Raw genomic sequence first — 25,263 nt, forward strand, 5'->3', positions numbered from 1 at the left:
GTTGTAACCTCCACCCTTGTACCTCGCTAGAGGTTGTTCTTAACCGATGCTTCATCTACATATCGGAAATCATTCAAATACTTCAACTCAATAAATCAGGCGAGGCGGACGAGCCGCCCCGCCCTCGCGTTCGGATTAAAGCTTAGCTTGAGACATAACTTCTTCAACGAAGTTATCTTGTTTTTTCTCCAGTCCTTCGCCCAGCTCATAGCGGACAAAACGACGGATAGAGATATTTTCACCGATTTTGCTGATTTTTTCGTTCAGCAGCTCGGAAATAGTCTTGTCTGGATCTTTAACGAAAGTTTGCTCCAGCAAGCAGAACTCTTCATAGTATTTGCCGATACGGCCGTCAACCATTTTCTCAACAATGTGAGCTGGTTTGCCTTCGTTCAACGCTTGAGCAGTCAGAATTTCACGTTCTTTTTCCAACTCGCTTGCTTCAACTTCCTCACGGCGTACATACTTAGGGTTCGCAGCTGCGATTTGCATAGCGATGTCTTTTACAAACTCACGGAACTGATCTGTCTTCGCAACGAAGTCAGTTTCACAGTTAACTTCAACCAGAACACCGATACGTCCGCCACCGTGGATGTAGGATTCAACAACACCTTCTGTTGCTGCGCGTCCTGCTTTGTTTGCTGCTGCTGCAAGACCTTTCTCGCGAAGAAGGTCGATTGCTTTTTGCAAATCGCCATTCGCCTCATCAAGAGCTTTTTTACAATCCAACATACCTGCGCCTGTTTTTTCACGCAGTTCTTTTACTGCACTTGCACTCACTGCCATTGTTAACCCTCCTGATATGTTTATATGTAGCTCTGCCGGCATTGCGGCAAAGCTTACGATTCAAATGAATTGAGAAGCCATAGGCAATCTATACCTGTTTTCATAACTATGCACGAAGTTTGTAAATACCCTCGCCTTTTAAAAAAAGGGCGGTGAGAGGTTAAAAACCTTCTGACCACCCTTTTCCTGTTCATGCAAGCGTATGTAGACCATCTTTCAATTCGAGAGATCATCTTAACAATCGCACGCTAGTTATAGAAGCCTGGTATACTACACGGCTTATACTGCAAATATTTGAAACAACTGCCTATTAAGCAGTTGTTTGCTCACCTTGGTTCGCTTCTACGATAGCGTCTGCCATTTTAGCAGTAAGCAATTTAACAGCGCGGATCGCGTCGTCGTTACCTGGGATAACGTAGTCGATTTCATCCGGATCGCAGTTTGTATCAACGATACCTACGATTGGGATACCCAGTTTGCGGGCTTCTGCAACAGCGATACGCTCTTTACGAGGATCGATGATGAACAGTGCGCTAGGCAGCCCTTTCATGCCTTTAATTCCGCCCAGGAATTTTTGCAGGCGATCTTTCTCTTTACGGAGAATAATAACTTCTTTCTTAGGCAGCACTTCGAATGTGCCGTCCTCTTCCCATTTTTCCAATTGTTTCAAACGATCGATACGTTTTTGAATTGTTTGGAAGTTGGTCAGCGTACCACCCAACCAGCGTTGGTTGATGTAGAAGTTACCGCAACGCTCTGCTTCTTCCTTAACGGAATCTTGAGCTTGCTTCTTAGTACCTACGAAAAGTACTGTTCCGCCTTCTTCTGCAATGGAACGAACAAAGTTGTAAGCTTCCTCAACTTTTTTAACCGTTTTTTGCAGGTCAATAATGTAAATACCGTTTCTTTCTGTGAAGATATAACGATCCATCTTCGGGTTCCAACGACGAGTCTGATGACCAAAGTGAACCCCAGCTTCCAAAAGCTGTTTCATGGAAATAACCGCCATACCAACAACACCTCCTGATAAATGGTTTTTTTTGAACGCCTCCGCCAATCGCATCTTCCGACAAAACTCGCCTGTGAGGCAAGCACCCTTGACGAAATTAATCGGCGTGTGTTTTTAACACCGTCAATTACTATACCATATCGTATGTCCTTGCGCAACTAGACATTGGAATAATTCTCCCATTGCTGCAGAACTAAAACAGGCGCAGTCATTCTATGCAGCAGCAGCGCAGCCCACATTAAAATAACCCTGTCCCGTTTTGTCCTGTTCCCATCAGCATGGTCACTTTTTGCCGGGTTTAGACAGGAGCGGATCGCGAAGCAAAATCTTTTTAATCTCTTCCTGGTCCGGAGAGTCCGAAAAATAGTATTTGCCATTACGAATCCGGTTGCGGTCCAGCTGCGTCTCCTGCAAAAAAGCAGACGCTTCCTTGATCAGGGCTGCATCCTCCAGCAATGAAGCAACTTCCTTTATACCCATGCCCTTCCGAATCGTTACAGCCCGTATCAATGTATTGACAGCCTGTCCTTCTTCCAGCTCGGTACGCTGCTTATCCAGCGCCTCCTGCAAGGCTTGCTGATGCTCCTGCTTCTGCGCTGCAAGCTCCGATTTAAGACGGTCAAGCTCTTCTATCCCGCTGCTGCCGTCCCCGCCGGGCGCTGCTGGCTGTTTCTCCGTACCGGATACTTCCGCTGCTATCAGATTGGCTTTCTCCTGCTGTACATCTGCGGAAAGCATCAATTGAAGCAGCAGCACACCTGCAATAATGCCCAGTCCCAGTCCAAGTACAAATGAACGTTCTCTAAACACGATGGCGTTCCTCCTGTATGGATAACTGCACAATAAGCTGTACCTCGCCCTTGTTCAGACCAAGCTTCCGGGCAATGTAATCAACCGATTTACCTTGATTGTAGAGCTTGAGAAGCTCTGCATAACGATCCTTGATCAGATCGGCAGGCTGATCTTCCTCTCCGGCCGGGAGCGGCTCTTCTGAAGGCACAGAAGGCTTGGAAACAGACACGGCAGTCTGGCTCCCCAGCCCGGCTATACGAGCCTCCAGACTGGAATGTTTATCCGCCAGTTCTTTCTCCAGCTTCCCGCAGCGATTCTCCAGCTGTGCGATCCGCTGCTCCTTCACGGCGATTGTATCACGCAATTCCTGCTGCGTACGGCTGATCATTGCTACGAACTCTTTATTATCCGCTTCCATCGTCTGCATGAACTGCTCGAGGGCAAGCTCCATATCACTGATGGAAGACTGATCCGCCTGTGTCGCCTGTTTGTGCTTCCTTGGCATGACAAAAGCCATTACCACAGCAAATGCGCCAAGAAGCACAAGATATTGCCAGGGTTGATTCACATTATTCACCTGCAGTCATTATAAGTAAAGGTAGACAAGCCGGTTATATCACACTATAAAAAGGATGACACTGTAATGTCCCCTTCAGAGTAATGAAACCGCACGCGTTCGGAACGCTCCTTGATAAATTTCGTATAACGGCCGATCACAATTTTAGTTCCCCCGTAAATGGCGTTTTTCACCTCTACACAGGCCGTTTGTGTATCTTCCAGCGTTTTCTCGATTTCCAGCAGTTCTTCCTTCAGCTGTGTTTCCGTCTCCAGGTTTTGCTTTTTCGTCGCATTCAGCTTGGCCCGCATCTCCAGCCGCTCTGTCGACAATTGTCCCGCTGCAGCAAGCTGGTCCAGCAGCGCCAGCGCCTTTTCGGTCTTATCCAGATTGATAACAAGCGTACGAACCTCGGTACGCAGCTGCGCCAGCTTCTGACGAAGCTCCGGGTTGACGCCGACAGCAAGCTCAGTGGCCGTAGAGGTGGAATTTCCGATAATCCGGGCGCTGATTTTTTCCCCCGCCTGAATGTTGCCGCCTACAATAAGCCCTTTCGCCCCCATGCACTCGACGTTCCGCCCTGCCATCACATTGGAATGCATAATGCTTTGCGATACGATAACATCCTCGCCCGCAATGATGTTGCCTTCTTGGATAAAGGAGCTCTTGACCGTCTTCCCGGCCTTGACGACCCCTTTGCCGCCGGCGAGAATGCCTTCTGTTATTTCAATGCTGCCGTCTGTCTCAATATCAGCGCCTTCAATACCGCCCACGATACGGATATCCCCGGATGCTCTGACCCGAAATCCTGTCAGTACATTTCCCCGGATGACAACCGTTCCGACAAAATCAATATTTCCGGTTCTGTAGTCAACATCCCCGTTCACTTCATAAACTGGAAAAACGTTGATCTTGTCACGCTCTGTTTTAGTCAAAATACCGTCTATCGCTGCATAGAGCGAAACTTCGTCCGGTCCGATCACCACGTTTTTCCCGATTTTGAAGCGCGCTTCTTTACCGTCAGCAGCAGGCAGTGGCTCTCCATTGACCTTAATGCCCGGCTCTGCAGGCTCCGGCGGGATTTTTTTGGCGATCAGCTGTCCCCGCTTCACATTGCGAAGCTGGGTAACCTCCTTATAATTCACCTTGCCATCCTCAGTCTCAATGGGCCGGGTGCTATCCTCATCCATATCATAAATATATTCTACGCGTCCGTTTTTCCCCTCCACCGCCCGTTTTCCCTCTGCGATGATGACCGGGTGGATATAGGAGGAAGGCGAGGCGGCGATAACCCGCAAGAGTTCTCTGTTAATCCCAAAGACGACGCCATTATGATGTAGCCATTTTTCCAGCTGCTCAAAAGCAACAAAATAATCAGCATCTACCCGGTGAAAATACAGAGAAGCGGATAACAGATCGTCTGAAACCAAAATCTCGGCGTTGCCGTCGAGCGGCATTTCCATTGGCATACTTGATCACTCCTGCTTGCTTATTTTTCCATAAGCTGGTCCTTATGCTTCGACAACGTACCGCGCAGCCGCAATATCGCTTTGGAATGCAGCTGGGATATGCGCGAAGGAGACAACGACATCACTTCAGCAATTTCACTTAAAGAAAGCTCTTCGTAATAGAATAGGGAAACGACAATTCGTTCTTTCTCCGTCAGCCGTTCAATTCCCTTAACCAGTGCATTCTTGATATAAAATTCCTGAATCTTGTAGTCCGGATTTTTTGCCTTTTCATCTACTAGAAGAGTCAAACGGGTCTCAGACTCCTCTTCACGGATCGGGTCTTCCAGCGAGCATACCGTTGTGATTGCAATTTCCTGAAGCATATGCAGGAACTCCTTTTCCGTTACGTTCAGGTATTCGCTCATCTCCGTATCACTGACAGAGCGCAAATACTTCTGCTCCAGAATTTGATAGGCTTCCTCAATTCGCTTTGACTTCTCGCGGATCGACCTCGGCACCCAGTCCCCTTGACGAAGTCCGTCAATGATGGCCCCGCGAATCCGCCACGAAGCATACGTTTCGAATTGCAAGCCCCGCTGATAATCAAACTTCTCTATAGCATCGATCAGCCCCATAACTCCGTTGCTGGCTAAATCATCCTTGGAGACATTTTTGGGCAGGCCGATCGCCATCCGGTTGGAGACATAATCCACGAGTGGAAGATAATGCTCAATCAATTGTTTTTTTGCGTCGATATTGCCGTTTTCTTTCCATTCCTGCCACATCTCGATATTGGATAAATGAGGCGTTTTCGGCTCGATCATCGTCTCACCCTCCTAAAACCTGCTACGATTCTTTCAGATGACGTACCGCTTCGGCCAACTCTTCCGGTGACTTGTCTTTCACAGACATCATTCTTGGAGGCGCAAGCGGCTGAAAGGACGTGATGTCCGCTTCTTCTCTCGCTTCCCCTTCTCCAAGCTGCTGCTGAAGCAGACGTTGAATGTCCTCCCCGTCATCGGGCGTGGCCATATCCAGATTGCTTCCCTTCGCTTCCTCAGAGCTGCTTTGCACATCAGCAGCAGGCGCTGACAGAATGTGCAGCAAATATCTAAGACCATACGCCAGCACAAAACATGCAACGAGCGCGTACACACTTCTTAATAAAGTAATTGAAATTCCATTATTTCCGATTGAAAAAGCGAACGTAAGCCCGCATCCCAAAACCGCTATTCCTATATTCCATCTGATTGACCCCAGCATACTATAGCTCCTTTACGCCGTGCTGGACGCTCCGAATGTGAAGAATCCCGGTAAAGCTGTCTATTTCAATCGTTCTCCCATAATTTCCCCCCGTATCTTCCGCTAAAATTGGTATGGGATAAACCGACAATATGTTCTTGCAGGATTCCACATTCCGGGGACCTATCCGAAGTGTATCCGACTTGCCGAGCTGTGCGAACATCTGGGCTCCTCCGGCCAGCTTGGCCACCATACGGTCTGGAGCCGCCCCGGCAGCCTTCATCAGCCTGATCAGCTCCGGCAAGGCCGTATCGGCATACTTTGCAATATTAAAAGACGAATCCCTTGCAATGTCGGAGGAAGGCAGCATAACATGCGCCATTCCCGCTATCTTGCTCTTTGTATCAAACAAAGTCACGCCCACACACGAACCTAGTCCTGTTGTTCTTAATACTGCGCCCTGTACGGCGAAATTCAAATCTGCCATGCCTACCTTGATTATTTGTTCTTGTTTCATTCAGTGGGCACTCCCAAAGCACGAAAGATTTTCTCAAATGATTCCGGATCGGGAATCAGGAAGAAATGTCCCTCCATCAGTTCCCTGCCTTCAAAAAAGCTCGTGTCGATGAGCAGCGCATCATCCCCCATCTGCCCGAACTGCAGCAGTCCGTAACTCAGTATCGCTCCTGCCATATCCACCGCAATTGAAGGTACCGTAGGCGCCATGAACAAGCGGGTGAAATCGGCTAGCGAAGACAGATAGGAACCTGCCAGAATATTCCCGATCTCGCTGAGCGTGGACAACTCCATTTCTGAATAATCAAAATTTTCTGATGGCTCCAGGGACAGAAGCTGCTGAAGCAGCTTCTTCGCGGAGTCCGCCTGAATGATGAAGAACATGTTGCCCGGCGCGTCTCCCTCTACCCGGAGAAATACTGCAACAACAACTTGTTCCGAGCCGCCTACCCGCTCGGCAATTTCCTCGAAGGGCAGTATGCTGACGGTAGGAACCTTCATATCGACAGGCTTGTCGATCAGTCTGGAGAGAGCTGTGGCCGCATTCCCTGCTCCAATATTCCCAACCTCTTTCAGCACGTCCATTTTAAGCCCCGCCAAATGCTTGAACAGGCTCACAGCTTAGTCCTCAAGACCTTCGATTTGAATAATTTCACTACGGTTTAAGACCTCGGCCAAATTGAGCATGATGAGCAACCGGTCATCGCCCATTTTTGCTACCCCTCTCAAATACTTGGCTTTGATGCCGCCCACCACTTCAGGCGGGGAATCAATCGCATCCGTATTCATATCAATGACATCATTTGCCGCATCGACAATAAAGCCGACTTCCAGCTCATTGACAGCAACAATAATGATCCGTGAATTTTCAGTCGGCTCCGTCTCCGGCAATCCAAACCGCCCGCGCAGGTCAATGACAGGAACCACGACCCCACGCAGATTGATAACACCTTTAATGAAGGCTGGCGTTTTTGGCACACGTGTGATCGGGAGCATCCGCTCAATTGTGCGGACCTTGTCAACCTCAATCCCGTACTCTTCGTTTCCCAGTGCAAAGACAATAACTTTCAAGTCTTCTCCCATTGGTAACCCTCCCTATTTTATGAGTGCATTTGGATCAATAATTAAGGCGACTTGGCCGTCTCCAAGAATCGTTGCTCCGGAAATTGGGCCTGTATTGGTCAAGTAGCTGCCGAGCGATTTCAGTACAATCTCGCTTTGCCCGATAAACTCGTCAACGACAACTGCCCCCCATTTTTCACCTTTGCGGATAACGACGATTTCGGATTCCTCCTCCTCGTCCTCATCAAAGTCCGGCGAATCCAAAATCCGGCTCAAGGAAAGGACAGGGATAATGGCTCCGCGGAACTCAATCATCCGGTTTCCGTGAATTTTGCGGATTTGCTCCCGTTTGATCACCGCGGTTTCCACAATCGAGGAAAGCGGGATTGCATATTTCTCAGACCCAAGCTGCACCAGCATTGCCCAAATGATCGAAAGGGTAAGCGGCAGCTGAATGGAGAACTTCGTTCCTTTGCCAAAAGTGGAACTGACACTGACGTTCCCGCCGAGCGATGTAATCTTGGTCATGACAACATCCAAACCTACTCCGCGCCCCGACAGATCGGAAATCTTGTCGGCTGTACTGAAACCTGGAGCGAACAGCAGCATGAAAACCTCTTCATCGCTCATGCTTGATGCCTTCTCAGGCGGGATAACGCCATTTTTTATGGCGATGCCCAGCACTTTCTCCCGGTCAATACCTTTTCCGTCGTCCTCAATTTCAATAAATACATGGTTGCCGCTATGGTAAGCACGAAGGTGAACAGTTCCCGTCTCCGGCTTGCCGGAAGCAATCCGGTTCTCGATCGATTCGACACCGTGGTCGATGGAATTGCGCAACAGATGCACAAGCGGATCACCGATTTCATCGATAACGGTACGGTCAAGCTCTGTCTCGGCTCCAGTAATGACGAGATCGACCTTTTTATCAAGAGATTTGGCTACATCCCGTACCATTCTTGGGAATCGGTTAAAGACGGAATCGACCGGTACCATTCTCAGCTTCAACACGATATTTTGCAAATCACTGCTCACCCGGGTCATATGCTCAACCGTCTCGGTCAACTCCGTGCGCTTGATTTCACTCGCCAGCTGCTCAAGGCGCACCCGGTCAATCAGAAGCTCGCTGAACAGATTCATCAGCGTATCCAGACGCTCAATATCGACGCGGATGGTTCTATTCACAGCTCCGCCCGAAGTTTGTGCCGCTCCGCCGCCTCGCTTGGCTTGAGGGGCTGCCTCTTGCTTCGCTTGTGCTGCCGCAGGAGCAGCCGACGCGGCAGCAATCTCAGCTACCTGCGGCTGGCTCAAAAGGCCAAGCGATTCCTCATCCAATGCGGTAACTTCGGCGCTCTCCACCTCGGAAACATTGGCGATTTGCTGCTGCAATTCTTCTCCCTGCAGCTGGGATATGTAAAATATGGTAAATGAGCGGTCGAATTTGTCCTGCTCGATGTCCTGCACAGAGGGTACGGACTGAACAATCTCTCCGTTACGCTCCAGCAGATCGAATACCATGTAAGCACGCGCTGCTTTAAGAATACAATTTTCTTCAATAGAGACCTGAATATGATATACCTGATGTCCGGTCTCCATCGATTGCTTCAGGACAGAAGCCTGAAATTCATCCAGCTGGGCTGCAGCAGCACCCTCAACAGCCCCTGCTTGTCCTGGAGTTGAAGCCGCTGCCGCTGCTGGTGCTGCGTAATCGCCCTTCACAATCGATTGCAGCGAGCTGACAATGGCGCTGACATCCGCCTTTCCGGTTCCGCCGTTTACGATATCCTGCACCATCATTTCGAGCGCATCCAGACTTTTGAAAAGCGTATCGAAAATGAAACTGTCCATCTTCAGCTTGCTGTTGCGAACCAGATCAAGCACGTTCTCCATCTCATGCGTAAGCGAAGCCAGATCCTCAAAGCCCATCGTTGCCGACATCCCTTTCAAGGTATGTGCGGAACGGAAAATAACCTGGACGATGCTGATATCTTCGGGACTGCCTTCCAGCTGAAGCAAGTTTTCATTGAGAGACTGCAAATGATCATTGGATTCATCGATAAACATCGATAAATAGGCGTTCATATCCATAGCTTCTACACCTCCAATAGTATAATCATGAGCTGCTGGAATTGCGTCCTACAGCACTGACCAGAAAATTACCTATGCTGTGCAGCGGAAGCACAGTTGTAGCTGCCCCCGCCTCAATCGCTGACCGGGGCATTCCGAACACGACACAGGTTTCCTCCGCTTCGGCAACCGCTGTTGGGATTCCCTGCTCAACAAGCGACTTCATCCCCTTCGCCCCGTCGCTGCCCATTCCGGTCATTATGACCGCATGGCGCCTGAGCTTCGGATACGGCAGCAAAGACTCGAACAACACATCTACGCTCGGCCGATGCCCGCTGCGGGGCGGGGTTTCAGACAAATGAATGTAATATTGGCCCGCTCTCTCTGTCAGTTCCATATGCAGCCCGCCGGGAGCAATATATACATGACCGGCGTGAACCTGCTGGCCCTGCTCCGCCTCCATAACCTTCAGATTGCTGAAGCTGTCCAGCCGCTGTGCAAGCGAGCGAGTAAATCTGGGAGGCATATGCTGGACTACCAGCACCGGTGCCGGGAATCCTGACGGCAGGTCGCCGATTAGCTGATGCAGCGCACGCGGGCCTCCTGTTGAGGTGCCGACAGCTACGATATCCGTGAAGCTGCCTGTTATTTTCTGCGGCCGCTGCTGCTCGCGCTTAGGCGGCTTGGCTACCGCGGGCCGTCCGGCTGGCTTGAATTTGATTTCCGGCTTTACAATCTTCTCAGGTTCTGGCAGCTTCGGTTCCTCAGGCTTCCTGGTCTCCTGAGGAGGAGCAGGCTTCTTCACTGCCTCCGGACGCGGCACCGCCGGCACAGGTTTGCTGCGGGTCATAACAGCCACACTCAGTTTCTCAAGAAGCTGCTGGCCGACCTCCTGCGGACTAACAGCAGTGGAAGGCTTACGGATAAAATCGAAGGCTCCCAGCTGAAGCGCCTTGATCGTCTCCCTTGTGCCATCCTCGCTAATACCGGAAATCATAATGACCGGAGTCGGCTGGATTCTCATAATCTGCTTCAAGGCCTCAAGCCCGTTCATCTCCGGCATCTCAAGGTCCATCGTAATGGCATCCGGCTTGTACTGCTTTAATGCGAGCAGCGCCTCTGCTCCGGTACCCGCCGTAGCCACAATTGTAAAACGCGGATCTTGTTTAATCAGGTCACAAATGATCTTACGCATAAAGGCAGAATCATCAACGACGAGAACGCGATATGGAGCCATTATATTTGCCTCCTTCCTGCCTTGGCTTTATCACTTTTTCAGCCTCAGCATCCGGTTGATAAAGCCTTTCAGCCCAACCTCTGCCGGGGCTGCATTTCCTTCTTCGTTTAAAAAATGCCGGGCAATTACATCAATGGATCTGGCAGCTTCGCCCGTTGGATAAGCGAGTGCAAACGGCACTTGCTTTTTCACTGCCTTGGTCACATTGGCATCATCCATAACAGTCCCAAGAAGCGGAACCTCAATTTGTAAAAACTGCTTCGCCACCATGGCAATCTTGTCCGCTGTCTGTTTGCCTTCCCTTATATCCGATGCCCGGTTGACAACCAGCTTGAAGGACACATCCTCATGCATCGATCTCACCATCTTCATCAAGGCATAAGCATCGGTAATTGAGGTAGGCTCAGGTGTCGTGACGACAATTGTCTCCTGCGCCGCGGCAATAAACTTGACTGTTTCCTTCGAGAGCCCTGCTCCTGTATCAAACAGAATAACATCATAATGTCCGCTCAGACGGGCAATCTGTTCCCCGAAATAATCCAGTTCCGACTGTGGCAATTCCACCAGATCACGGAAGCCGGAACCGCCGGCAATGAAATCAATACCGCTTGGCACATGCTGGATGATATCCCAGATTGTCTTCTCCCGCTTGAGCAGGTGATACAGATTATGTGGCGCGGAAAATCCCATCAGGACATCAATGTTGGCCATCCCGATATCCGCATCAAACACAAGTACTTTTTGGCCGCGACGCTGCAGCATCAGGGCAAAATTAAGACTGAAATTGGATTTTCCGACTCCGCCCTTGCCGCTGGTCACTGTGACAATTCGTGTCAATTTTGGCTGCTGCAAAGCCCCATTCTCCTGTGCGGTTACCAGTTTCCTTAATGAATCGGCCTGGTCATTCATCTTCCGCAGCTCCGAGCAGTTGTTCCACATAGCTGTTTATTTCAAATGGACGGATGTCCTCTGGGACATTCTGACCGCTGGCGATATAAGCAGGCTTAAGCAAATGTGCCAGTGCAATATTGAGAATTGCACCGTAGCTCTGTGTCTCATCCCACTTGGTAAACAACACTTTGTCTACGCCATAGAGTGAAAAATGTCTGGCTACCACGTCCATATCCTGGGTTTTGCCTGTCAGGCTTAATACCAGAAATGTATCACTGTCGGAATGACCCTGGATCAGGCTGTTCACTTCCGATACGTAAAGCTCATTGCGAAAATTGCGTCCTGCTGTATCCATGAAGACCAAATCCCGGTCCTCCAGCTGGCTGAAAGCACGGTTCAGCTCAAGCGGAGAGAATACAACCTCCAGCGGAACATTTAAAATGTTGGCGTACGTGCGCAGCTGGTCAACGGCTGCAATTCTGTATGTATCTGACGTAATAAATCCGACCCGCCTTTTATGGCGCAGAGTTTGCTCTGCAGCCAGCTTGGCAATCGTGGTTGTCTTGCCGACACCCGTCGGCCCGACGAAGTTCAGGATTCTCACCGAAGGTGATATCCCTTCAGTCTGCAGAGGCAGCATCCACATCTTGATAATTCCCGAAGCCTCTGTCCATATCTGCTCCGTCGTCCAATCTGTGCTGTAATCTTCGGACTCTGTAATGCCTTCAAGCAACCTGTCAACCCACTCGTCCGCCACTTCTTGTTTGCGCAGCCGCTCCACCAGCTTTTGCAGTGCGGCCGGACGCTGCTGCTCGGTCCCTTGCTGTCTCGAGAAGCCGATAATCATCTGCTTCATCTGGCGAATTTCGTCAGCAAGGTCCGACTGCACCACAGACGATGGTGCTGCTGCCTCTACAGCTTTGGCCGGAGCCGGAGAAGGAGTGACCGGCGGCACATAGGCCTTCAGCTCTTCTTTCAATAAATCAGCAACTGCCGCAGCGGAGAATTTCTCCGGGGCAGCGGCATAAGTGGAGCTATTGAAGGGAATTGCTGCCGCCGCAGTCTGAACGGGAAGCGCCGGCTTAGCTGGCTGCTGTCCCGATTCAATAGCGGCAATGACCTCCATTTTCTTCTTGCGAAACATGCCCATAAAGCCGCCTACGCGTATTTCCTTTGTATTGAGGATCACCGCATCATTTCCCAGCTCGCTTCGGATCAGAGAGAGCGCATCAGGCATTGATTGGACAACGTACCGTTTCACTCTCATAGATTCACCACCCCGACGCTTTGGACTTCAACACTTGGCTCAAGCTCACTGTAAGAAAGGACTGGCACATCCTGCATCGTACGCTCTACCAGCTGCCGCAAATACATGCGGATAGTCGGCGAGGTCAAAACGATGGGCTGCTGTCCGGACTGTGCCTGCCTGGTTACCTGTTCGCTCAGTTTCGTGTAAATATGCTGCGTCGTGACAGGATCAAGAGCCAGATAGCTGCCCTGGTCGGATTGCTGGACGGACTCGGCAATCTTCTTCTCAATGGAAGGCCCGACCGTAATGACCTTAAGCGCGTCGTGGCCGGAAGCGTACTGCAGCGTAATTTGTCGCGACAGCGCCTGTCTGACGTATTCAGTCAGAATATCCGGGTCCTTTGTATAGCTGCCCTGGTCCGCCAGCGTCTCAAAGACGGTTACCAAATCGCGAATTGAGATTTTCTCACGCAGCAGCTTCACCAGCACCTTCTGCACTTCTCCTACTGATAGAATGGAAGGGATTAATTCATCAACAAGCGCCGGATAGCTTTCGCGGACATTTTCGATAAGCGCCTTCGTCTCCTGTCTGCCAACCAGTTCATGGGAATGTCTCTTGATAACCTCTGTCAAATGGGTCGCCACGACCGAAGGCGGATCAACGACGGTATAGCCGGAAAGTTCTGCCCTTTCCTTCATTGCTTCATCTACCCACAAGGCCGGAAGTCCAAATGCAGGCTCCTGAGTCTCAATACCTATTATTGAGTCATCATCGAACCCTGGACTCATAGCCAAATAGTGGTTCATGAGCAATTCGCCCCGGGCGACCGTATTTCCTTTAATTTTAATCACATATTCATTCGGTTTCAGCTGAATATTGTCACGGATGCGGATCACCGGTACGACAATTCCTAATTCAAGCGCACACTGTCTGCGGATCATGATGACACGATCGAGCAGATCCCCTCCCTGTTGCGCATCTGCAAGCGGGATTAGCCCATAACCGAATTCAAATTCAATCGGGTCAACCTGCAAAAGGCTGATTACACTTTCCGGACTGCGTACTTCCTCGATTTGCTGTTCTTCTACCATCAGTTCCTCTTCCTGCTTTTGCTTCGCAAGCGAGCCGCTCATCTTCCATCCTGCAAAGGCCAGCAATGCGGCTAAAGGCAGGGTGGCCAAAGGCCCAATCGGTGTAAAGATACCGAGCATGGCAATGGTTCCGGCTACGATATACAACAGCTTTGGATATCGGAACAGCTGGCTCGTCAAATCAAATGCCAAATTGCCCTCTGATGCCGCACGTGTCACAATCAGACCTGCTGCCGTAGAGATCAGCAATGCCGGAATCTGGCTGACCAGTCCATCACCAATTGTCAGGACGGAGAACGTGCTGATCGCTTCCGAGAACTCCATGCCGTGAATGGCCATACCAATCACAAAGCCGCCGAGAAGGTTAATAAACAGGATAATAATGGAGGCAATCGCGTCTCCCTTTACGAATTTGCTCGCACCGTCCATTGCACCGTAGAAGTCCGCTTCGCGTTCAATCTTTTGTCTGCGTTCGCGGGCCTGCTGTTCATTGATCAATCCCGCATTCAAGTCGGCATCAATACTCATCTGCTTTCCGGGCATCGCGTCAAGTGTAAAGCGGGCTGCAACCTCTGCCACACGTTCGGAGCCCTTCGTAATGACGATAAACTGAACAACGACCAGAATGAGGAACACGACAAAGCCGATTGCAATTTGCCCCCCGGCCACAAACTGGCCGAACGTCTCAACAACCTTGCCCGCCTCACCATGAGAGAGAATGTTCCGGGTTGTCGATACGTTCAAGGCGAGGCGAAACAATGTCGTAATCAGCAGCACCGCAGGAAAAATTGAAAATTCAAGCGGGCTCTGCGTATTCATTCCAATCAGTAGAATCATCAGCGCTGCTGATATATTTACGATCAGCAGGACATCAAGCAGCACGATCGGGACGGGAATAACCATCATGAGGACAATGCCTATAATGCCGATCAATATGGACATATCCTTCAATCGCATACTGCTCTACCTCTTTCTATACTGACATGTCATTTGGTTTTGCGTTTTACTTTGTACACATAAGCAAGTACTTCAGCTACTGCCTGGAACAGATCGGACGGAATTGTATCCCCAATCTCCGCCCGCTCGAACAATGCCCGGGCCAGCGGTTTGTTCTCCATCATGATAATGCCGTTTTCCTTGGCAATTTCCCTGATTTTGAGCGCTACATAATCCATCCCTTTGGCGATAATAACCGGTGCTTCCATCTCGCTCCCGTCATATCGGATCGCTACCGCGAAGTGCGTCGGGTTCGTAATGACGACATCCGCCTTGGGAACCTCCTGCATCATCCGCTGCAGTGCCATTTTACGCTGACGTTCGCGAATTCTGCCTTTGATGACCGGGTTCCCCTCGGTCTTTTTGTATTCATCCTTAATATCCTGCTTGGACATCCGTTGTTTCTTTTCAAAGTCAAATCTCTGATACATATAATCCATCAGAGCCAATACGACAAGCAATGCGCCGATCTTTACGCCCAGTGACAGGGTAATCGAGGCGGCAAAGGAAAAAATCTGCTCAATCGGGACAGAGCCCAGCGAAAGAATATGATCCTTCTCTCCCCAAAGTGTCATCCAGACTACAAGACCTATTACTGTCAGCTTCAATATGCTCTTTAAAAATTCAACTACTGAACGCATCGAAAAAATTTGCTTGAAACCCTGAACCGGATTGATCTTGCTCAGCTTCATCTTTAAAGGATCGCCTGTGAGCAAAAATCCGAATTGGACGTAATTGCCGAGCAATGCTACAACAATCGCAATGCCGAACAACGGGGCCAGCAGCATCAGTCCTTCAATGATCAGATCCTTGAATAAGATGCCGACGTTGGCAAGCGTAATCTCCATGTTGAGACGGGACTCAAAGGTGCTGCCAAATAATCCGATCAGCCTCTCTTTGTAATATCCGCCCAGCATAAGAAAACTCAGAAAGACGAACAGGAGAATAAATGATGCAGGCACTTCCATACTTTTGGCAACCTGGCCTTTTTTTCTGGAATCCTGCTTTTTCTTCGGGGTCGCCTTCTCTGTCTTCTCCTGGGAGAACATCTGCAAATCAAGCGACCAACGGTAAGCTTGCACGAGTAGAACCTCCCTTTAAGAGGTCAATTGTTGTTGAAGCCCGGCCAGCAAATTTTCCATGGCGGCAAACATCTGCCCGAACAGGTTGCCGATCAGTGCCGCAAAGCCAGGCATGAGCAGGGCAAGCATGAACAAGCCAACCAGAATTTTAAGCGGGATACCGATTACAAACACATTAAATTGCGGCGCTGTTCTGGCTAGGAAGCCAAGCCCGACATCAGTGAGGAACAGAGCGACCACCAAAGGTGCCGAAAGCTGGAGCGCCAGCAGGAACACCTTGCTGAATGTAATGACCAGAAACTCGCTGACTGACCCTTGATAAATCTGATTAAACAGATTGTTGGATAGCGGCAGCCAATCATAGCTCTGCATCACTGCACTGAGCAAATAATGATGTCCGTTCATGGACAGAAACAGCAGCATCACAATTATAAATTTGAAATTGCCGAGCAGCGGCACTGTGAACCCGGATACCGGGTCCATTACGTTCGCCATCCCGAAACCCATTTGCATATCGATAAAGCCCCCTGCAATCTGTACAGCAGTCACAAACATGTAGGCCACAAACCCCAGCAGCAGACCCGCCAGCACCTCACGAATGACCATTAGCAGATAGCCTGCATCTATGACAAGCGATACATTAATGCCGTAGACCAAATAGACTAGCAGGGCAACAAAAAATCCCAGGCCGATCTTGAATGGAGCCGGGACGTTGCGGGTCGAAAAAATCGGCGCAACGACGAAAAACGATGTGATTCGACAAAAGATTAACAAAAAAATAGGGAATGCCTGTAGAATAACTTCCATGAATCCACGGCCTATCCGATATATTTATCCAGATTGTTGAGCAGATTGTATGTAAAATCCACGATGGTGTTCAGTACCCAAGGCCCAAACAGCAGCACAGCCAGCAATACGGCCACAATTTTAGGCACAAAGGCCAGGGTCTGCTCCTGAATCTGTGTAGTAGCCTGAAATATACTGACGATCAGACCAACCAGAAGCCCGAGCACCAGCATCGGAGCACTGGCTTTCAATACAGTCCAGATCGCCTGTCCGGCCAAGCCGATAATAAAATCCGAGCTCATCCTTTTCGCTCCTTCCGCTTGATTAGCTAGTAGGTATTGGCAAAGCCCTTCAACAAGGATTGGATAACCAAATACCACCCGTCTACCAAAATAAAAAGAAGGATCTTGAAGGGCAAGGATATCATAACCGGAGGCAGCATCATCATCCCCATTGCCATCAGTACACTGGCTACGACCATATCAATAATCAAGAACGGGATAAAAATGATAAATCCCATATTAAATGCGCTCTTCAGCTCGCTTAGAGCATAAGCAGGAACCAGTACCGAAATCGGAATATCCTGCACATTCGCAGGACTTTCCATTTTCGTATATTTCATAAACAGCTGCAAATCTTTTGGCCTTGTATATGAAATCATATATTCCTTCATCGGCTCTGCGGCTTTAGAGAGCGCTTCGGTTTGCGACATTTCCCCCTTTAAATACGGCTGCAGCGCAACATCATTAACCTTCCCGAGCGTCGGTGCCATAACAAAGAAGGTAAGAAAAAGCGCAAGTCCGATAATAACCTGGTTCGGCGGCATCGTCGGCGTACCGAGCGAAGTCCGGACAAAACCAAGCACAATGACAATACGTGTGAAGCTTGTCATCAGCACCAGAATGGCCGGCGCAATACTCAGTACCGTGATGATGAGCAAAAGGGAAAGCGCAGAGGTCCCGGGCTGCTCTCCTCCATTGCCTATTTCAATATTGACGCTGGGCAGCGGCTCAGCGAAGGCATAGGATGAGAGCAGCGGAACAATCAGCAGCAGAAGTAAAGTTAGTAAAGCGAGTTTCTTGTTCATTCATCCCTCGACTGGTTTTTCATTGAATTGGAATTGTGTAACGCTTCCTGCATTTGTTGCTTGCGTTCTGACTGGCGCTGCAGCTTATCCTGCAGCATACTCTCAAAGGAGACTGATCTGCTGTTCCAGCCATCTTCCGGGATTTCGCTGCTCTCATCCTGCTTCCGGAATTTGCGAATCCATTCCGATACCGACAGGTTGCCGCCCCCAAGATGCGCTTCCATTCTCTCGATCATCATGCGGGCTTCTTCAGGCGAATCTACCTTGTCGAGCAGCGTTACATCATCTCCCACACCAACAACATATACTTTGCCTGCCAGCTCTATGACCTGCAGTGATTTATTTTGGCCCAGCGCGACCCCTCCGAGCGTACGGACAGAACGATTCATACCGTAGCCCCGGCTGCGCTGGGATAAGAATTTAATAAAAATAACAATCAAGCCGATAACTAGTAAGAGAGCGATAATAACCCATATAAGATTGCCCAGTATATTATCATCCGGCTGCATTGGAGGCCCTTCATTATTTAATGAAGCGGCAGCCGCAGTAGAATTCCATACGGCTAGTCCTGCTCCAATGCAAGCCAGAGAGGTTCCACCTCTGCGCATAGGGGTTAACCCAGGGTTTTCTTGATTGCTTCAATAACCCGGTCTGCCTGGAACGGCTTTACAATAAAGTCTTTGGCGCCTGCTTGAATGGCGTCAATAACCATCGCCTGCTGTCCCATTGCTGAACACATAATTACCTTTGCATTCGGGTCGAGCTTTTTGATTTCTTTAAGGGCAGCGATCCCGTCCATTTCGGGCATCGTAATATCCATTGTAATCAAGTCGGGTTTGAGCTCCTTGAATTTTTCTACCGCTTGAGTGCCATCCTGGCCTTCTCCTACTACCTCGTAGCCGTTTTTGGTAAGAATGTCCCGGATCATCATTCTCATAAATGCTGCATCGTCTACGATTAAAATACGGTTTGCCATTTGTTATTTTCCTCCCGGTTATTGAAGTTTCTGAATCCGATCCCACTGACTTACAATATCGGTTACCCTGACACCGAAGTTCTCATCAATAACAACAACCTCGCCTTTGGCAATCAGTTTGTTATTTACCAGAATATCGACCGGTTCGCCAGCCAGCTTGTCCAGCTCAATAATCGAGCCTTGGGACAGCTCAAGAATCTCCTTAATTTGTTTCTTGGTCCTTCCTAATTCTACAGTGACTTTAAGCGGAATGTCGAGCAATAAATTCAAGTTTGTGTCATCTGCCTGGGCATAAGACGCGCTTTGGAAGTTGGAGAATTGTACAGGCTGGACATTCACATTCCGGCCAGGCATTGCTCCATATGTATTCGGACCTTGCGCATGCTGCGCAGGTGCGCCAAACGGCTGCTCTTGCGTCGGCATAAAAGTCTGGGCAGGCGGCTCCTGATAGCCCTGAGCTGCAGCAGGCGCTGCCACTGGAGGCGCATAGCTGCTCTCCGGTACAGCCGGCTGGGCTGCTGGTGCAGCCTGAACAGGTTCCGGTTCAGTCGCTCCGCCACCCATCAAGGTCGCTACCATTTCCTTCGCGAAGGATACCGGCAACAGCTGCATAATGGTAGAGTCAATCAAATCACCGATTCTAAGGTCAAAGGAGATTTTGATGAACACATCCACCGGCGGCAAGTTGCTCACGCCTTCTCCGCTATTCACATCCAATATATTAATGCCAGGTGGCGAGATATTGACGAATCTGTTGAAAATGGTGGACATTGAGGTAGCAGATGAGCCCATCATCTGGTTCATCGCTTCCTGTACCGCACTGATGTGGATCTCATTCAAAACTTCATCAGGAATTTCGCCCTCTCCGCCAAGCATCAGATCGGCAATGACCTGTGCATCCTTGGTCTTGATAACGAGCGAGTTAATGCCCTGAAAACCCTCAACGTAATGTACATGTACGGCAACATGCGGTTTGGGAAACTCGCGTTCAAGGTCCTCCCTGCGGATGACCGTAACTTTTGGCGTTGTAATATCCACCTTTTTGCCCAGCAGGGTCGAGAGGGCGGTTGCTGCGCTCCCGAAGGTAATGTTACCAATCTCCCCAAGCGCATCGGACTCAATTAAGCTGATATAATTCTCAGGCTTAAATTCCTCTACCTCTGCCGTCGTATCATTACCCTCGGTTTCCCCGGCAGACTGACGAAGCAGAGCGTCAATTTCCTCCTGGGATAAGTAATCTTTACTCGTCATATTCTTCCTCTACTCCTTCGCTGACAATCTCGTCGATCTGCACGGCCAGCCGATCTTTTACGGAGCCAGGGCTGCCGATAAACTTTAATTTATCACCTACTTTAATATGCAGTCCTTCTTCTACCGACCGATTTAGCGATATGACATCTCCTACCGATAATCCCAAAAATTCATGGATGGTTAAGCTGGACTGTCCCAACTCGGCGACAATATTGAGTTTTGCCCGGTTCACCCGCTGCTCCAGCATCTCCTGCTCGCCGGGAGCTCTCTGTTTCTTCTGGGATACGAACCAGTGGTGGACGGAAAGCCTTGGCATAATTGGTTCGATGACCACATGCGGAATACACAGATTGATCATGCCGGTCGTTTCCCCAATTTTAGTACTTAGCGAGATCAGTGCAATGGTCTCATTGGGCGATACAATTTGCATAAATTGCGGATTCGTCTCCAAAGCTTCCATTCGCGGTGAGATATCGATGACCGTTTTCCATGCTTCCTGCAAGCTTTCAAAGGCCCGGCTGAAAATTCGTTCCATGACGGTCGTTTCAATTTCAGTGAGCGCATTAATCTTGGAGGGAGCTGTTCCCTGACCGCCAAGAAGCCGGTCCAGCATCGCATACGCGACATTGGGATGCACCTCCAGCACCATTCGGCCTTCCAGAGGCTCCGCTTCAAATATATTTAAAACCGTCATTTTCGGAATCGAGCGAATAAATTCATCATATGGAAGCTGCTCGACCTGAACGACACTAATTTGCACGAAGGTCCGAAGTTGAGCTGAGAAATACGTCGTAAGGAAACGGGCGAAGTTCTCATGAATTCTTGTCAGGCTTCGAATATGGTCTTTTGAGAAGCGGACTGCACGCTTGAAATCATACGTACGGATTTTTTTCTGCGTCTCTTCCTTTTTGAGCTCCTCCGCATCCATCTCACCGGAAGACAGAGCCGCTAAAAGCGCGTCGATTTCATTTTGCGATAATACATCAACCAATCCTCTCCCCCCTCTTTAGAAAAAGTAAGCTGCTAATATAACGGTTGGATCATAAAATCTGTTACTTCTATGCTAACCAGCTTGCCGTCCGGAAGGACAGGATTGATCAGATTGATCAGCTTCGCGCTCATTGCATCCTTACCCTTGGAGCCGTTAAGCTCTTCCGGTTTCGAATCAGACAGCACTCTCAAAATGATAGGTTTGATTTGAATATCCTTGATCTTGTCGAAATCTTCCTTCGTCGTCTTTTTATCGAGCTGAAAAGCCAGTCCCAATACGGCGATATAACTAGGGTCTGCAAGGTTGGTCTTGATGTCGCCCATGACGCTCGTCACTTCAACCCGCTTGTCTGCACTTAATTTTTCTGCATGGACGCCATTCACGCTTTGCTTGGCATCCAACGCGTCATTGCCGGAGCTTCCGTTGAAAAGTTGATTGAACAGGAAGACCGCAACAACAGCAATTAATGTAATCGCCAGCAAAATTGTGATCATCCAAGGCAGCATTTTTTTCATGAAGAAGGTCCCTCCGTTTGCTCCGTCCTAATCCCCGCCGCAACTAACCCGATCTGGCGAAGGTAATCCTGAATCCTTGAAGTAATCTCAGCTGCGCTCTCCATGGCTACAATCTTTTTTCCCGTCGTCAAGGTGATCAGCGTATCCGGAACCTCCTCAATCGATTCAATCAGCAGCGCGTTAATGATGAGCTCTGTACCGTTTAACCGCGTCATTGCTATCATGGCTTACCTCCTAAGCTTCAGTTCCGGGGAAGCACGCAGCTAGAAGTGTTCCCCGGACTGCTCAACTGTTCAATTATCGTTTCAGATTGACAACTTCCTGCAGAATTTCATCAGAAGTCGTAATGATTCTCGAATTGGACTGGAAACCGCGCTGGGCGACAATCATCTCGGTGAACTCTGAAGTCAGGTCAACGTTGGACATCTCCAGATGGCCGGCGATGATAGCACCTGTTCCCGCTTCCGCATTGTTCGCCTCCAAATATTCAAAAGCACCATCCGGATTAGCATTAGGAGTGAGCCGGTACAGGTTGCCGCCGATCTTCTCCAGCCCCCCAGGGTTTACGACCTTGATGATCGCAATCCGTATGCCGGTATCTTCACTGGTTCCATCGGCATTGATTGCAATAATGGAACCGTTCTGTGAGATAGAAAACGCCGTGACCTCTTCATCAAGTACAATCGGCTCGCCATCTGTACTCAACAGAAATCCGCCATCGCTGTTTACAAGCTGACGATTCGCATCCGGACGGAAATCACCTGCACGGGTCAAATAAGGCGTTTCCTGTCCTTCTGCCGTTTGTACGGCAAAAAATCCGTCGCCATCAATCCGCAAGTCTGTCGGAACATTTGTCGTCATATCACTGCCTGGTGTATGAATCGTATCAATCGAACCGACAGTAACGCCAAGTCCGACCTGCTTTGCATTGACACCCCCGGTAACTCCGTCAACAGGTGCGGTTACACCAGATACCGTCTGGCTTAAAATATCCTTGAACATGACACGTCCGGCTTTGAAGCCTACTGTATTGACATTCGCGACGTTATTTCCGATGACATCCAGCTTGGTTTGAAAACCGCGCATCCCAGATACACCCGAATACATTGATCTCAACATGAACGAGTTCGTCCTCTCTTTAACTGTTTTCGCCTGCGACATTCATCGTTTGACTGCTTCTGTCGATCCGCAGCCATCGGCCCCCTTGCAGGTCCAGCCGGTTACGAAATGACAACGGCACTATCAATCTGTGTATATACGTTTCCCTTTATCCCCTGGCCATCCATTGCCGTTACGACAGTGCGTGAAGGCACATTGACGATCATTGCAATATCTCTCAGAAGAATCAGGGAGTCCTTCGCTCCTCTTGCCTCCGCCTGATCAATTGCCCCTGCAATTTTTTCCATTTGCTCCGGTTGAAGAACGATTCCTCTTTGTTGCATTCGAAGTTGTGCATGGTGGCTGAACTTCAGCACCTTCTCATCGAGCAGTTCCTGAAATTTCGCCTGACTGCAACTCTGAGCCTGAACATTGGTTTTAACAGGGCGTACTCCTATTGGAGAAGTTGTTCCTATTAGCTGTCCAATGCTTATTTTATTGCTCATCAGGCACTTCACCGCCAGAAGCTGCCCCGTCTGGTGTGACGTTCTCACCGCCATCGCTTCCTTTGTCCGGCTCAGGAGTATGATCCTCCGGAGTATCGGCTGCAGGTGCGGTTCTGATGGCAACAATATCATCCATATCTATCTTGCTGTCTCCTGATATTGCAAACAGCTTTCCATCCTTGACCGTAATGGAATCCACGACCCCGGTATGCGTCTTCGATGGGCCCTGGCTGTCCTTCTCGATCCAGTCAATCGTTTTGCCAATGATGCTCGATGCCGTGCCAAGACTGTTTCTCATCAGCTTCATTTCGCCGGACATCTTCATCAGTTGCTCTACGGAGGAGAATTGTGCCATCTGGGCAATAAAATCACGGTCCTGGAGCGGATTCATGGGATCCTGGTGACGAATCTGGGCGATCAGAATCCGCAGGAACTGATCCTGGCCAAGCGTATCGGCTTTCTCCTTCGTAGGCGCCGCCTTTACATTACTGGGACTATAATTGGGCCATATGTTTTTCGTCGGCAAGACGTCACTCAATCGTTATTCACCTCCGGTTCAAGCCGTTACATTAATGCTGTCTTCAAGCTGCTCGCTAAGCTGCCTGAATTCGGACTCGAAGCTGTCCTCGCCCTTTTGCTCGGAAGCCTGTCCTTGTCTCCCCGGTGTCTGCTGCTGTTGTCCGGAACCTTGCTCGCGTCCGTTCTGATACTGGTTCTGACCGGACTCCGGCGCATGGGTTACCTCGAGCCGATCAACCTGAAGCCCTTGTTGCTGTAGTGCTGCCCTGAGCTGGGACATCTGATTCTCCAGCATATCCTTGGCATTGCGACTATCTGTAACAAACAAAGCCGTGAGCTGGCCGTTCTGCAGCGTCAGCTTGATATCCACCTGTCCCAGATGCTCCGGGAACAGCGAGATCCTCGCCTCGGACATTCCTTTCAGGCTGGTGAGCTGCATCTGCTTAAATAAAAAGCTCTCCATTCTCTCCGCGAACCGGTCAGCCGGAACAGCTGGCATCGGTGCTGCTTGCGGAGCGGCCTGGAATTGTGGCTTCACCGTCTCAGCGCCTGCTGCCGGATTGTGTCCTGCTGTCAGCAAATCTGCCTGTTCAGCAGAAGCTGTTGCGGTCGCTGACGCGCTTTGCACTCCAGTCTCCGAAGCCTGCTTCAATAACGGATGGAAGGAGGAACGGCCTAGTCTGGCGAGCAACGTCTGGTTTGCCGCATGTTGGGGTGCCTGGATCGTTCCGCCGCGCAGATCGAGCTGCTGTTCTTCTGATTGCTCCGCGGTACCCGTTTTGCCTGCGCCCGCTGCAAGCCATTGCTTGAGTGCTTCCAGTTTATTCTCCAAAAGCGGGGAAAATGCAGCCTGCACCGGCTTTGGAAGACCCTGCTCCGCAACCGTACGAATCTGTTGAAGCAACTCCTCAACCTTATTCTTCAAAGCCGGAACAGCTGCCAGCGTCTGCGCTTGAGACTGCTCCGCCTGAAGTTCTGACTCAGGCATCGTCTTGGCTCCCTGGTCGGCTACAGCCTGTACCAATGCCGCATTTGTAGAAAAAGCAGCCGATCCAGACAATGCTTGAGATTGAAGGGCTTCCTGTTCTGCATCATTTTGTACTTGAGCAGGCAGCATCATCGTAATGGTATAGAGCAGCGCTTGCAGCTCTGCGGCCATTTCCTCTAATGGAGCCGGGTCTGTTTCCTCATCAAGCTGATCAAGCTGGACTTGAATCTCATCCACCAGCGAAATCAGATTTTCCAGCCCATCCTTATCTGCCAAGGCCATTTCGCCTTGAAGAAGTGCCGCCAGACTGCTCACATTTGTTCCGCTTGCTTGTGTGTCTCCCTTGCCATTCACGAACTGCACCAGCATTTGCGGGAAAGCCTGGGCATCTCCCGTATTTCCCGTCATGCCAGGCTTGGCAGCTCCCTGCGCCGGCGAGTTGGATGCGGAGGCGATCAGCATCAATTGTCCTGCTGACATTTGCAATGTATTCACCTCCTTTCGGTAGAATTAGAGGCT

General features: G+C 49.8%; 29 protein-coding genes. All 29 read right to left on the reverse strand.

Annotation, left to right across the window (positions count from 1 at the left end):
- Positions 1-135: 135 nt before the first annotated feature.
- The 29 genes from tsf to H583_RS0116510 all read right to left on the reverse strand — a co-directional run bounded on the left by tsf (position 136) and on the right by H583_RS0116510 (position 25,224).
- A complete protein-coding gene (tsf, locus tag H583_RS0116370) occupies positions 136-786 on the reverse strand; it encodes a translation elongation factor Ts (protein ID WP_028561404.1) in 651 nt (216 codons plus the stop codon).
- 310 nt (positions 787-1,096) lie between these two features.
- Positions 1,097-1,795 carry a 30S ribosomal protein S2 gene (gene rpsB / locus H583_RS0116375; protein WP_028561405.1) on the reverse strand — a complete coding sequence of 233 codons (699 nt, stop codon included), beginning with the start codon at positions 1,793-1,795 and terminating at the stop codon, positions 1,097-1,099.
- 282 nt (positions 1,796-2,077) lie between these two features.
- Positions 2,078-2,605 (reverse strand): hypothetical protein, encoded by a 528-nt coding sequence (locus H583_RS0116380; protein WP_028561406.1) that lies wholly within the window; start codon positions 2,603-2,605, stop codon positions 2,078-2,080.
- Positions 2,598-3,155: a DUF6115 domain-containing protein gene (locus H583_RS0116385; protein ID WP_028561407.1), complete on the reverse strand. Its 558-nt coding sequence runs from the start codon at positions 3,153-3,155 to the stop codon at positions 2,598-2,600. The genes H583_RS0116380 and H583_RS0116385 overlap by 8 nt, the downstream gene beginning before the upstream one ends.
- A 53-nt stretch (positions 3,156-3,208) precedes the next feature.
- Complete coding sequence (locus H583_RS0116390; protein ID WP_028561408.1) at positions 3,209-4,612, reverse strand: flagellar assembly protein A; 1,404 nt, start codon at positions 4,610-4,612, stop codon at positions 3,209-3,211.
- 20 nt (positions 4,613-4,632) lie between these two features.
- Positions 4,633-5,418 carry a FliA/WhiG family RNA polymerase sigma factor gene (locus tag H583_RS0116395; protein ID WP_028561409.1) on the reverse strand — a complete coding sequence of 262 codons (786 nt, stop codon included), beginning with the start codon at positions 5,416-5,418 and terminating at the stop codon, positions 4,633-4,635.
- A gap of 22 nt (positions 5,419-5,440) precedes the next feature.
- Positions 5,441-5,857: a hypothetical protein gene (locus H583_RS0116400; RefSeq protein ID WP_028561410.1), complete on the reverse strand. Its 417-nt coding sequence runs from the start codon at positions 5,855-5,857 to the stop codon at positions 5,441-5,443.
- A 1-nt stretch (position 5,858) separates the two neighbouring features.
- Positions 5,859-6,353, reverse strand: coding sequence for a chemotaxis protein CheD (locus H583_RS0116405; protein WP_028561411.1), 495 nt, complete (start codon positions 6,351-6,353; stop codon positions 5,859-5,861).
- The gene (locus H583_RS0116410; protein ID WP_245585927.1) at positions 6,350-6,937 is read right to left on the reverse strand and encodes a chemotaxis protein CheC; all 588 of its coding nucleotides are present in this window, start codon (positions 6,935-6,937) and stop codon (positions 6,350-6,352) included. The genes H583_RS0116405 and H583_RS0116410 overlap by 4 nt, the downstream gene beginning before the upstream one ends.
- 36 nt (positions 6,938-6,973) lie before the next feature.
- A complete protein-coding gene (locus tag H583_RS0116415) occupies positions 6,974-7,435 on the reverse strand; it encodes a chemotaxis protein CheW (RefSeq protein WP_028561413.1) in 462 nt (153 codons plus the stop codon).
- Between the two features lie 12 nt (positions 7,436-7,447).
- Positions 7,448-9,502, reverse strand: coding sequence for a chemotaxis protein CheA (locus tag H583_RS0116420; RefSeq protein WP_028561414.1), 2,055 nt, complete (start codon positions 9,500-9,502; stop codon positions 7,448-7,450).
- Positions 9,503-9,527: 25 nt separating this feature from the next.
- Positions 9,528-10,718 (reverse strand): protein-glutamate methylesterase/protein-glutamine glutaminase, encoded by a 1,191-nt coding sequence (locus tag H583_RS0116425; RefSeq protein WP_028561415.1) that lies wholly within the window; start codon positions 10,716-10,718, stop codon positions 9,528-9,530.
- 30 nt (positions 10,719-10,748) lie between these two features.
- Complete coding sequence (locus H583_RS0116430) at positions 10,749-11,627, reverse strand: MinD/ParA family protein (protein ID WP_028561416.1); 879 nt, start codon at positions 11,625-11,627, stop codon at positions 10,749-10,751.
- Positions 11,620-12,876, reverse strand: a complete 1,257-nt coding sequence (gene flhF / locus H583_RS0116435; RefSeq protein ID WP_028561417.1) for a flagellar biosynthesis GTPase FlhF — start codon at positions 12,874-12,876, stop codon at positions 11,620-11,622. The genes H583_RS0116430 and flhF overlap by 8 nt, the downstream gene beginning before the upstream one ends.
- Positions 12,873-14,906, reverse strand: coding sequence for a flagellar biosynthesis protein FlhA (gene flhA / locus H583_RS0116440; RefSeq protein ID WP_028561418.1), 2,034 nt, complete (start codon positions 14,904-14,906; stop codon positions 12,873-12,875). The genes flhF and flhA overlap by 4 nt, the downstream gene beginning before the upstream one ends.
- A 29-nt stretch (positions 14,907-14,935) precedes the next feature.
- Positions 14,936-16,027, reverse strand: coding sequence for a flagellar biosynthesis protein FlhB (gene flhB / locus H583_RS0116445; RefSeq protein WP_028561419.1), 1,092 nt, complete (start codon positions 16,025-16,027; stop codon positions 14,936-14,938).
- 15 nt (positions 16,028-16,042) lie between these two features.
- Positions 16,043-16,834 carry a flagellar biosynthetic protein FliR gene (gene fliR / locus H583_RS0116450; protein WP_028561420.1) on the reverse strand — a complete coding sequence of 264 codons (792 nt, stop codon included), beginning with the start codon at positions 16,832-16,834 and terminating at the stop codon, positions 16,043-16,045.
- Between the two features lie 11 nt (positions 16,835-16,845).
- Positions 16,846-17,115, reverse strand: a complete 270-nt coding sequence (gene fliQ / locus H583_RS0116455) for a flagellar biosynthesis protein FliQ (protein ID WP_028561421.1) — start codon at positions 17,113-17,115, stop codon at positions 16,846-16,848.
- Positions 17,116-17,141: 26 nt separating this feature from the next.
- Positions 17,142-17,900 (reverse strand): flagellar type III secretion system pore protein FliP, encoded by a 759-nt coding sequence (gene fliP, locus H583_RS0116460; RefSeq protein ID WP_028561422.1) that lies wholly within the window; start codon positions 17,898-17,900, stop codon positions 17,142-17,144.
- Positions 17,897-18,508, reverse strand: a complete 612-nt coding sequence (locus tag H583_RS0116465; RefSeq protein WP_081667281.1) for a flagellar biosynthetic protein FliO — start codon at positions 18,506-18,508, stop codon at positions 17,897-17,899. Before H583_RS0116465 ends, fliP begins: the two co-directional genes overlap by 4 nt.
- 5 nt (positions 18,509-18,513) lie before the next feature.
- Positions 18,514-18,876, reverse strand: a complete 363-nt coding sequence (locus H583_RS0116470) for a response regulator (RefSeq protein ID WP_028561424.1) — start codon at positions 18,874-18,876, stop codon at positions 18,514-18,516.
- Positions 18,877-18,894: 18 nt separating this feature from the next.
- Positions 18,895-20,127, reverse strand: a complete 1,233-nt coding sequence (gene fliY, locus H583_RS0116475; protein WP_028561425.1) for a flagellar motor switch phosphatase FliY — start codon at positions 20,125-20,127, stop codon at positions 18,895-18,897.
- Complete coding sequence (fliM, locus tag H583_RS0116480; RefSeq protein WP_028561426.1) at positions 20,117-21,118, reverse strand: flagellar motor switch protein FliM; 1,002 nt, start codon at positions 21,116-21,118, stop codon at positions 20,117-20,119. Before fliM ends, fliY begins: the two co-directional genes overlap by 11 nt.
- Before the next feature lie 32 nt (positions 21,119-21,150).
- Entirely contained in the window at positions 21,151-21,633 is a 483-nt protein-coding gene (locus tag H583_RS0116485) for a flagellar basal body-associated FliL family protein (RefSeq protein ID WP_028561427.1), read from the reverse strand.
- Positions 21,630-21,857: a flagellar FlbD family protein gene (locus H583_RS0116490; protein ID WP_028561428.1), complete on the reverse strand. Its 228-nt coding sequence runs from the start codon at positions 21,855-21,857 to the stop codon at positions 21,630-21,632. The genes H583_RS0116485 and H583_RS0116490 overlap by 4 nt, the downstream gene beginning before the upstream one ends.
- A gap of 73 nt (positions 21,858-21,930) precedes the next feature.
- On the reverse strand, positions 21,931-22,752 hold the full coding sequence (flgG, locus tag H583_RS0116495) for a flagellar basal body rod protein FlgG (RefSeq protein ID WP_028561429.1): 822 nt from the start codon (positions 22,750-22,752) through the stop codon (positions 21,931-21,933).
- A 101-nt stretch (positions 22,753-22,853) separates the two neighbouring features.
- The gene (locus H583_RS0116500; protein WP_028561430.1) at positions 22,854-23,237 is read right to left on the reverse strand and encodes a TIGR02530 family flagellar biosynthesis protein; all 384 of its coding nucleotides are present in this window, start codon (positions 23,235-23,237) and stop codon (positions 22,854-22,856) included.
- Complete coding sequence (locus H583_RS33210) at positions 23,227-23,775, reverse strand: flagellar hook capping FlgD N-terminal domain-containing protein (protein ID WP_081667284.1); 549 nt, start codon at positions 23,773-23,775, stop codon at positions 23,227-23,229. The genes H583_RS0116500 and H583_RS33210 overlap by 11 nt, the downstream gene beginning before the upstream one ends.
- An 18-nt stretch (positions 23,776-23,793) precedes the next feature.
- Complete coding sequence (locus tag H583_RS0116510) at positions 23,794-25,224, reverse strand: flagellar hook-length control protein FliK (protein ID WP_245585950.1); 1,431 nt, start codon at positions 25,222-25,224, stop codon at positions 23,794-23,796.
- Between the last annotated feature and the right edge of the window lie 39 nt (positions 25,225-25,263).

The sequence above is a fragment of the Paenibacillus pinihumi DSM 23905 = JCM 16419 genome, from assembly GCF_000422505.1.
GTDB lineage: Bacteria > Bacillota > Bacilli > Paenibacillales > Paenibacillaceae > Paenibacillus_D > Paenibacillus_D pinihumi.